At 45.0% G+C, this 8,456-nt stretch carries 6 protein-coding genes; 2 read left to right on the top strand and 4 right to left on the bottom strand.

Annotated features, from left to right (window positions below):
• Nucleotides 1-2: 2 nt before the first annotated feature.
• A complete protein-coding gene (locus tag AC6ESP_RS26765; protein ID WP_497099798.1) occupies nt 3-1,739 on the bottom strand; it encodes a sensor histidine kinase in 1,737 nt (578 codons plus the stop codon).
• Between the two features lie 240 nt (nt 1,740-1,979).
• On the opposite strand from AC6ESP_RS26765, the gene brnQ reads away from it, so the two are divergent.
• Nucleotides 1,980-3,320 (top strand): branched-chain amino acid transport system II carrier protein, encoded by a 1,341-nt coding sequence (brnQ, locus tag AC6ESP_RS26770; protein WP_497099799.1) that lies wholly within the window; start codon nt 1,980-1,982, stop codon nt 3,318-3,320.
• A 733-nt stretch (nt 3,321-4,053) separates the two neighbouring features.
• Here the strand turns inward: brnQ and AC6ESP_RS26775 are convergent.
• From AC6ESP_RS26775 to AC6ESP_RS26785, 3 genes are read right to left on the bottom strand one after another with little or no spacing between them, the layout of a single operon-like run.
• A complete protein-coding gene (locus AC6ESP_RS26775) occupies nt 4,054-4,485 on the bottom strand; it encodes a hypothetical protein (RefSeq protein WP_497099800.1) in 432 nt (143 codons plus the stop codon).
• A gap of 10 nt (nt 4,486-4,495) precedes the next feature.
• Nucleotides 4,496-5,038 carry a LytTR family DNA-binding domain-containing protein gene (locus AC6ESP_RS26780; RefSeq protein WP_497099801.1) on the bottom strand — a complete coding sequence of 181 codons (543 nt, stop codon included), beginning with the start codon at nt 5,036-5,038 and terminating at the stop codon, nt 4,496-4,498.
• 21 nt (nt 5,039-5,059) lie between these two features.
• Nucleotides 5,060-6,241, bottom strand: a complete 1,182-nt coding sequence (locus tag AC6ESP_RS26785) for a serine hydrolase domain-containing protein (RefSeq protein ID WP_497099803.1) — start codon at nt 6,239-6,241, stop codon at nt 5,060-5,062.
• Nucleotides 6,242-6,440: 199 nt separating this feature from the next.
• Here AC6ESP_RS26785 and AC6ESP_RS26790 point away from each other — a divergent pair, with 199 nt between their 5' ends.
• Nucleotides 6,441-8,177, top strand: a complete 1,737-nt coding sequence (locus tag AC6ESP_RS26790) for an Imm51 family immunity protein (protein WP_497099804.1) — start codon at nt 6,441-6,443, stop codon at nt 8,175-8,177.
• Nucleotides 8,178-8,456 lie beyond the last annotated feature (279 nt).

Consider the following 8,456-nt stretch of genomic DNA (forward strand, 5'->3'; position numbering starts at 1 on the left):
CTCTACTCCCCCATCACTTCCCGGATTTCTGCATTATCAACCGGTAAAATAATCTGTACAGCTGTTCCCGCTCCAAAATAACTGCCGATATGAATGCCAAAATCATTGCCGTATCTCAGTTTAATTCGTTCTTCCACATTTCTTAAGCCATATCCATCAGAATGGCTGGAGCTTGACCTCATTCTACTCAAAGTATCGGGTCGCATACCGATCCCCGTGTCAATGACCTTGAGTTCAATGCGGTCGCCAAGACGCTTGCCAGTAATTCGGATCGCAATCGTCTCTCCGAACCAGGCGTGCTTGAATATATTTTCCACGAACGGCTGCAATATCAGCTTAATGATGGGGACATGTAAAATTTCTGGATCAATATCATAATAAACCTGAAAGGCCTCTGCATACTTCACTCTCTCGATCTCAAGATACATCCTCACCTGCTCCAGCTCTTTTTCAAGAGAGATATACACATGCCCTTCGTTCAAGGTGAGCCGATAAAATTTGGAAAGGCCTTGGACCATCTGCGTAACCTTATCGACCTCCCCGAGATTGGCCAAGCTGCCAATTGTCGACAGCGTGTTGTACAAGAAATGGGGATTGATCTGCGCTTGAAGCACATCCAGCTCCGCTTGCTTTTTCTGAATGCCCTGCTCGTAGACGTTCCGGATCAGCTCCTGGATACTCGTCGCCATTTGATTAAAGCTATTGGCAATGTAGACAAATTCATCATTACCTGAAAAGCCAATTCTTTTATAGAAATTCCCTTCCTGAAACGATTGGACCAAATATACGATTCGCTTAATTTTTTTGCCTGATATACGGGCAACCAGGAAGCCGATAAATGCCATAACCAGAAAGCTGATGGAACAAACGGTAGTAATGACTCTCTGCATTCTGCTCGCGTCTTTGTTCAAATAAGTGTGCGGCACCCGTGCCTCGATGACATAGTTAGATAACGGTATATCCTCACTAATGATCAAATAAGAATCTTGCTTCGCATGTTCATCCAGGGCACCCTGTTCATATATATTCAAGCCTGTAGCCCTATCAATCAAACGAAGGTTCATGCCCTGTTCAATCGGAAATGTATCGAAATTGCCGAACAGCTCGTCAATTCTCGCCGTCACACGAATATAACCGATAATGGCCGGACCTGCGTTGGAAGAAACGAGCTTTCGGATATACGAAATGTTGCCAAGCTCACTATCCGTGTCCGCTTGAAGCCACAAGCTGTCTTTTTTATTTGTGACAATCGACTTGAACCACTCCGAATTCTCGATAGCTCGATAGGATAGAACATAATAATCGCTTCTGCTTATTGGCAACGACATATCATCGCCGGTAATTTCAAACATCGTCTCATTAACGGTATAGAGCACTAATCTCAGCTTGTTCCCATACAGCTGCAGAGGAGCCTTCATATAGGGAACGATATCGTCCCTCATTTTGAGCATGTTTCCCAAAGGGTCCCCCCTATACTGTAGAGCATTCTGAAAGGTCATATTGAGAAACAGCGAATTGGTCATTCGTGTGATCTCATCTGTCTGATATTCGATGTTGTTCCTTGTCTGCTTCAGAGCCGTCCGGACATTCGTTTCCGCCATCTCAGTCCTAGACTCCACGAGCATCGTATAGGCAATATAGCCGACCAGTATATCTGTCAACAATACAAGAATGAGATACGGAATCATCATCTTGTAGGTGAACGGAATATATTTTTTACTGTACGAGAACCTCTCCATGCCATATGCTCCCTTGTAACCGTGTAAATGGTATACCGCTATTTTCATCCATTCTACACCATAAAGAAAACGGTTACTATTTCTTGCGAATAAATTTTCTGTATAGGATTGAGTGGATGGTATTCCTCCATTTAGGTTGGGGCATCATACTGATGTTGTCTTCTTTTGTCGAACCATGTAGATAAATAGGGGACAAAAATATAATTGATCCATAAATTTTCTATACAGGAGAGACATCTCATGCAACGCATTCCTTTTAGTCATACATTGACAATCGGCTTCATGCTATTCGCCTTGTTCTTCGGAGCAGGGAATCTGGTATTCCCGGCGATGATGGGCCAGAATGCGGGGGATCATTATTGGCAAGCCAGTCTGGGCTTTCTGATTACAGGCGTCGGTCTGCCCTTGCTTGGAACATTGGCGCTCGGCTATTCCGGCTCGAAAAGCCTGCTCGCACTGACCAGTCGCGTGCACCCTTGGTTTGCCTACGGCTACACCACATTGCTCTATTTATCGATCGGGCCGTTGTTCGCCATGCCGAGAACCGGCAGCGTTTCATACGAAATCGCCATTAAGCCCTATATCGGAACGGAGCATGGTTCAATAGAATTGGTGATCTTCACTGTATTATATTTCGGGGTGACCTTGCTCCTCTCCATTAACCCAGCAAGAATGGTTGATATCGTAGGGAAAATACTAACGCCCGTATTGATCACCTGCATCGCATTGTTAGCCGTAGCAGCCGTTATTAAGCCACTTGGCGAGCCTCAAGCACCGAGATCCAGCTATAACTCCCAAGCCTTCTTTAATGGATTTCAAGAGGGGTATTTGACCATGGATGCGCTCGCGGCATTCGTATTCGGCATTATCGTCATCAACGCTATTCGAGCGAAAGGGGTTACCGAACGCACAAGCATTCTGTTCATCTGCTTACAGGCGTCCCTAATTGCAGCGGCAATGCTTGCCGTTATATATACATCCCTGACCTATATCGGAGCAATCAGCGTATCCGCCTTCGGTATTCTGGGCAATGGCGGCGAGGTACTGAACCTCGTGACCCACCACTATTTCGGCACGTTCGGAGGGTTTATTCTAGGCAGCACTGTGCTGCTTGCCTGTCTGACTACAAGCATAGGTCTGACCACCGCTTGCAGCAGCTATTTTCACAAAATCATTCCAGGCATGTCGTATAAGAGCATCTGCATTGTCTTGAGTGTTATCAGCGCCTTGCTGGCCAATGTCGGTCTAGAGCAACTCATCCATATTTCCGTGCCTGTTCTGACGATATTATACCCGCTGGCTATCGTGCTCATCATACTGACATTCTTGCATAAGCTGGTTAAAGGTAAGCGTGCTGTATACCAGATTAGCTTGCTGCTGACTTTTCTCGTCAGTCTGGTCGACGGCCTTGTAGATACACCACTTGCTATAGGGCAGCTCCACGACTTCTTCAACCAGTACTTGCCGCTATATCATATCGGATTGGGCTGGCTGGTTCCAACCTGCGTAGGAATATTGATTGGGCTTCTGCTGCCGGGGCGACAGAATGGACGACAATCCTCAAGGCTCGTGGAGGAGTGAGTGGCGGCGGCTCCGTATAGATGCAGGAAGGCACCCGATTGGGTGCCTTCTTTAGACTGTAGAGAAACCTCCTGTTTTTTTATGAGGGCTTAAATATTTTTCGTTAAAATGTAGCTCCCAGATCGTATTAAATTGATTTTTCTTCGATTAGACGAGAACCACCAAATAAAAGAAAGTGCCGAAAAGCCCCTTGGACTTTCTCGAGCACTCTGAGGTTGCATTATTTATAACCAAATCCATTGTTTTGTCGCATGAGTAAATTTCAGGAAACTGAATGGTAGTGAGTACAGTGTATAGAAAGCTATTGACGATATACCGCTATAAGGTTGTATGAAATACAGTCTGCATCACGCGAGATAGGCTATTAATTGTGCGAGCTGAAGCTACATTGTATTTCGTGCAATATAATCAGTGGAAACGGCACTAGAAGTCCGCTGAGGTTGCATTACATACAACCAAATCCGTTGTTTTGGCTCATAAGAGTAAATTTCAGGAAACCAAATTGTAGTGAGTGCAGTGTATAGAAGGCTATTGACGATATACCGCCATAAGGTTGTATGAAATACAGTCTGCATCACACTAGATAAACTATTAAATTGTGCGAGCTGGAGCTACATTGTATTTTGAACCACCAAATAAAAAATTGCCGAAAAATCCCTAGGACTTTCTCGGGCACTCTGAAAGGGCACACGATTGGGTGCCTTCTTTTGTCTTTTTTTGACCTACGACTGGCTCATTCATCCTTCATTAACGTTTTGAAGGTCTGCAGCTTCTTCTGAGCGCGTCGATACATCATATAATCAAATAGATTGGCTATACATATGATGCCAAGCACGATCCATAAAGTTGGCATAAATGGCTGCCTATTCTCCATTTCACCGCTCGTGACCATTAATAAGGCTGCCATAATTACGGTAGCAACTAGAACTGCAATTAGGTTGTTAATAAAGAAGTACGTCCGAGAATTTGCTATACTAATTGGAAGTATGGATGTCAGCCATTCTGTAATAAAACCGATAATGAACCCTATGCTTCCACTGGCTAATACCGTTAACACTTTATACGAGAGCAGCGCGTCTGATTGATCATAAAACTGTAGGACAACACCCAAGAAGAGACCCAGAAAAAATGACTTTATAATATTTTCTAAATTAATTTTCTCCATGATTGTTCTCCTATATTTTGAGTGTGTTCCTAAGCTTTTTTGAGAACATTTTTGATACTTCCAGTTCTGCGTTATTATCCATTCGAAGTACATACCTGGAGTTAAACCATGGAATAATTTCTTTGACATGCAGTAAATTAACAAGCTGTGATTTATTGATTCGTATGAATCCTTTTGCTGCCCATATGTTCTCATAATACTGTAGGGTTTCTTTGATACTGTAACGATTAGACTGTGTACATGCCATAAGGCCATCAGGACCTGCTTCTAGATAGATAACATCCCTTGGTTCAATCACTGCAAATTTATTCTCGCTTAAGCCTGTAAGAGTATTCGTGTAATGGCTGTCTTCTCGAACGCCGGAGACCAATAGCTTAATCACATCCATGTAATCAATAGCATCGAATACTACACTAAGCTTTCCACTTGGTATGTCATATCCTTGTTCAACGAGCACCAACTCACTGTCTTGCTTAATTTCGATTTGGTATTTGGATAACTCTTGCTTTAGTTTCTCATATACTTTAGTTGAACAGCATAATTGAACCATCATGTCTCCTCATGACAGAAGTATTTATTCCACTATCATCCTATCATAAATCATTCTTATTTTTACCAATTCCTCTATAGCTTTTTCTGTAAAATCCAGCGATCCAAAATTGGCTATAAAATAGGTGTCCTTTTTTTTATCATACAATATATAAGTCCCTGTAGCTCCGACAGCACCATATACATCTGACATTGAGCCTAACAGGAATGACAGCTCGCTAAAGTCAAAATACATCATGCCCATCCCATAATAGATACCTTTTTCATAGCGCTGATTAAAGTCCGTCATCTGCTTATAGACTTCATCAGACAGTAAATCCCCCTTTTCCAAAGCCCTCATGAACGTTAACAGATCCTTCATAGTGGTAACCACACCGCCGCCTGCCCAGTCAACCGATAATGCATTTTTGTCGCTATAGTCCATGCCATTCAAATAAATCCCAACAATATCAACGGGTGTATCCTTAGAGAACATGAGATAGCTATCCTTCATGCCCAAGGGCTCGAATATTCTTTCTTCTAGGATCTCTGAATAAGGCTGGGCCTCGATAGCTTCCAGAATAAGTCCTAGCAATATATATCCGGTATCCGAATAATAAAATTGCTGTCCCGGTTGTCCGACAGGGTCCTGGTTATCTCTAGTAAACGCAATCAGCTCTTCTGGAGTAAATGAAAGATCAGGATTAGCTGATATCCTATCCAGCATAGGTTCCCCGCTTTTTACCGGACCTTCGAAATAATCGCCCACTCCTGATGTATGACTCAGTAGTTGCTTTACCGTTACCTGATCGCTATAATCTATGCCGTCTATCACAAATAATCCCTGAAGAATCTCAGTATCTAGCCAAGCATTAATTTTATCATCATAGCTGATTTTACCTTCGTCTACTAATAGGCCGTAGACAGCAGCACACATGGTTTTGCCGATGCTGGCTGCATGATATGGACTATCGATCTGAACAGGCTGATCTGAGGATTTATTATAGGTGCCTGCTGCAAATTGTTCAAAGTACCCTGTCTGATCGGAGTATATTGTCAATAATACGCTGGATAATGAATCATTTTTTTCTGCGATTTTTGTTATATGTTTTTCGATTTTCTCATGAACTGCCTCTTTCGATATCGGCCTATTCATGAAGGCTAATACACCATACCCGATTGCAACTAAGAGGATTATACCAACCAATATTCCAATTCCTAATTTCATATGGACCACCTCTCGCTTCCCGTACTTTTCATACCTTAATCTAAGCGATGGTTAATGATTTAGATACGCTTTTACCCTAAGCGGTCGGAATTCACAGGTAAGACGACTTTTGAGTGGTCTAAGACCGATTTCCATTCTCTGTCTCCCCTCTGGTAAAATAGAGAAAATCATATTCTCACTTAGGAGGCAGACGATAACGATGGAGCAAGAGCTAAGTGCACAGATCATGCAATGGCACGAGGATAACGAACACCAGCAGATCGTAGACACTCTGATGAAGATTCCTCCAGCGGACAGGGATTACGATATGATCAGCAGTATGGGCCGGGCGTATAACAATCTGAGCTTGTATGAAGAAGCGCTGGAACAGTTCGCTTTCATTGCTGAGCAGGGGAACAATGATCCATTGTGGTATTTTCGCGTAGGCTATTCCTATTATTATATGAAGCGGTATGAGGAAGCGGCAGGTGTGCTGAGCACCGCGCTGGAGCTGGACCCTGACGATCAGCATTCAGCCAGCTTGCTGGACTGGAGCCGCAGCAAATGGCACAAGCAACAAAAGGCCGAATCCCGGCGCACACTCAGCAGACAACAGAAAGACCCGGGAACGGTCCCTTTTGAAGGTATGGATCTGGGTAGCTTCTGGGAAGACAGTACCTATGCCAGAGAACAATATGTCTCTGATCCGCCTACCGATGAGCTGATTACTTCTGTGGAGGAAGAACTCGGCTATAAGCTGCCGGCTTCCTATATCGCACTAATGAAGCATCAGAACGGGGGCGTTCCCCGTCATACATCCTTTCCGACGGATGAGGCTACCTCGTGGGCTGAGGATCATATTGCTATAACGGGAATTATGGGGATCGGACGCGACAAAAGCTACTCTATCTGCGGTGACCTTGGCAGTCCGTTCATGATTGAAGAGTGGGGCTATCCGGATATCGGCGTGGTCATCTGTGACTGCCCTTCGGCAGGGCACGACGTCGTGATGCTGGATTACCGCTACTGCGGAAAGGACGGCGAGCCTGAAGTCATCCATGTCGATCAGGAAGATGACTACGAGATTACATTCCTGGCACCGGACTTTGAGACGTTCATCCGTGGTCTTGTGTCTGATGAGGAATACGACACTTCTGAAGAGGATAAAGAGGACGATCTGCGCAAAGTGGCTGAAGGACAATTCTCCCCACTGCTCACGGAGCTCTGCGCTAAGGCCTCTGAGGTGGCTGGGCTGGAGTCCACAATACGCAGCGTCTGTACCCGGATCGTCCAGGAGAAGGGCCATTTCTCCTTTCATGCGGATGAGCGGTCTCATCTCATGTATGACGTGCAGTTCTGGCTATACACCAATGCTTACAAGGCTACCAGCCGTCAGCAGTATCTGGATACCTATGATCAAATGATCGCTTTCGGCGGTGAGTTCGGCCAAGGCGGGTACGCTCCCGGCTTCATCAGCGATTGGCTGGACGGGCGGATCGGGGAAGGCCATATCGTTCAGGAGAACGGAGTTCTCCGCTTCACGGACGAAGCACGTAGTAGGGTCATAGCCAAGCTTTCAGCGGAAGCAGAAGCTGCACAGGCATTGGAAACTGCAGGAGCAGGGAAGGATTTAGCACCCTTTATCCTCGTGGAGCAGAATGATGGCGGCAAGTCTGTCATTCTGACGGTAGGCAGCTATTTGGCCAAGCTATTCAACACTCGGGCGGACGAGGGATTCGAAGGCAACGGCTACGATTGGGCCTCGCTGGCGGTGGTGTTTTTGAATGAGCGGATGCCGGAGCTCGCGGACACGATTCATTTTGACCCGGAAGCAGACATGTTCTGTGCCTATTCGAGTAATGGAGCCGCTGTAGAACAGTTCACATGGGCGTTCAAGTCAGCCTGTGAGGATGAACTGCTCATTCACGATCTGTTCACTCGCGCAGAGCTGGACTAAAGCTATTGTAACGGGGAATGAGTAGAAAATCACGAATTCATATGCCGATCGATTTGGTCGGCTGACTTATTACAGAAAGCTCCCTACGGTCAACTCGAAGGGAGCTTTCCTGCTGCCTACGGTTCACCGCGCTGTCTGTAACGACAAGTTTTAAAGGCCATCCTTTACGGGCAATGTCATTAAGTTAAACTCAGAGACAAGATCGTGAATAGAAAATGAATCCGAAACGGCATAGGAAATAGTCCTATGCCGTTTCGAATTTTATACAAGCAAGAAAAA

Source organism: Paenibacillus xinjiangensis (assembly GCF_059686975.1).

Bases quoted from the DNA above. Each gene is read 5' to 3' on its own strand.
- AC6ESP_RS26765 (WP_497099798.1), bottom strand. From the start codon at position 1,739: ATGGAGAGGTTCTCGTACAGTAAAAAATATATTCCGTTCACCTACAAG.
- brnQ (WP_497099799.1), top strand. From the start codon at position 1,980: ATGCAACGCATTCCTTTTAGTCATACATTGACAATCGGCTTCATGCTA.
- AC6ESP_RS26775 (WP_497099800.1), bottom strand. From the start codon at position 4,485: ATGGAGAAAATTAATTTAGAAAATATTATAAAGTCATTTTTTCTGGGT.
- AC6ESP_RS26780 (WP_497099801.1), bottom strand. From the start codon at position 5,038: ATGATGGTTCAATTATGCTGTTCAACTAAAGTATATGAGAAACTAAAG.
- AC6ESP_RS26785 (WP_497099803.1), bottom strand. From the start codon at position 6,241: ATGAAATTAGGAATTGGAATATTGGTTGGTATAATCCTCTTAGTTGCA.
- AC6ESP_RS26790 (WP_497099804.1), top strand. From the start codon at position 6,441: ATGGAGCAAGAGCTAAGTGCACAGATCATGCAATGGCACGAGGATAAC.